2 protein-coding genes are annotated in these 1,350 nt (G+C 51.3%); both read left to right on the forward strand.

What is annotated here, in order from left to right; translation table 11 throughout:
- Nucleotides 1-808: RHS repeat-associated core domain-containing protein (locus EV674_RS17260; protein ID WP_279389241.1), on the forward strand; the 808-nt coding region annotated here is incomplete at its 5' end.
- Nucleotides 805-1,227, forward strand: coding sequence for a hypothetical protein (locus tag EV674_RS17265; RefSeq protein WP_132750528.1), 423 nt, complete (start codon nucleotides 805-807; stop codon nucleotides 1,225-1,227). The genes EV674_RS17260 and EV674_RS17265, both read left to right, overlap by 4 nt.
- The last annotated feature ends 123 nt before the right edge of the window (nucleotides 1,228-1,350 follow it).

Below are 1,350 nucleotides of genomic sequence, written 5' to 3' on the forward strand. Positions count from 1 at the left end.
GCCCACGGCAAGCGGCCCCATGCCCATCGCAGCACAGATCAACGGGCGGCTGTATGCCATCGACAGCGACCACCTGAACACGCCCAGGCGCCTGACCAACCAGCAAGGGCAAGTGGCATGGCAGTGGTTGATCACCGGGTTTGGAGAAACAGCACCGACAAAGGCCGCGCAAGGGTATGCGCAGCCGGGCATCAGCAGCGCCAACAACTATGCAGAGGCCGTCAGCTTTGAGCTGCGCTACCCGGGGCAGCAGTGGGACGAGGAAACGGGGTTGAGCTACAACCTGCATCGGTACTACGATGCGGTAACGGGGCGGTACACCCAGGCCGACCCCATCGGACTCGAAGGTGGGTGGAATCGGTTTGCCTATGTGGGGGGGAATCCACTACTCTATGCTGACCCTAAAGGATTAAAGAAAGTTATTCTTCTGGATCCACGTGACCCAGGGTATTCCGCCGCACTTGACTATCCAGATGATCCAGGGAAATGCATTGTCATCTCGCATGGCAGTCCAACTTCTGTCAATGGAATGAGAGCGCCAGAGTTGAATAAGGTGCTTGATGAGAGTGGCTGTGGTTCCTTGCCGGTCAAGTTAAATTCTTGCTATGCAGGGGCCGGACATAATTCAATTGCATCGCATTTGGCGCGTATCAGAAATGTGACGGTCATTGGTTCTGATGCGCCTACTTGGACGGATCTGGGTGATGAGCCATATCATCCAATTTCTGATAACCCCGGCTCTATCTTGCACCAGGTTCCAAATATTTCCCGACCGGGCCGATGGATTCACTTCGGGAGCGTGAGATGAAAAGGTTGGTCGGGATATTTCTGGCTTTTTCTGTCGCCCCCCTGTTGCTGGGCTGCAAAAAGGATGGCGATAAAGCGGCTACCTTCACATTTGAAACTGGTCTCGATTCTGAGGTTGGCATATGCATTGAGGAACAGCCATCTTCGGTGTCAATTAAGGAGTTGGGCGCGTCGCAGGTTGTTAATCTTGTTTGGGAATTCCCCTGCGGCGCAGAAATTGATAAACCGTATCTTACTGTTGCGCGCAATGGTGGTGCCACATTGGTTTTTAATAGCGACTACGGGAAAAGCTCTTGTGCATGTGCTAGAAGCATAACGGTCAAGATAAATAATCGACTTAAAGGCGGCAATACGTTGTATGTCGTGGTTAATAAAGAGGTTGTTGGTCATAAGTTGCTGGTCACCTCCGAGGGGAAGTAAACCAGCATTACAGGATTGATAGCCCCTTTTTATTGACTAGAAATAAAACAACTTGAATCAAGCGGCATATTTGACAGAATCCTTCCCAAAAAACTGCTGCACCTTTTTGGGCGATTTCTGCAA

Source organism: Simplicispira metamorpha (assembly GCF_004341365.1).
Taxonomy (GTDB): Bacteria; Pseudomonadota; Gammaproteobacteria; order Burkholderiales; family Burkholderiaceae_C; genus Simplicispira; species Simplicispira metamorpha.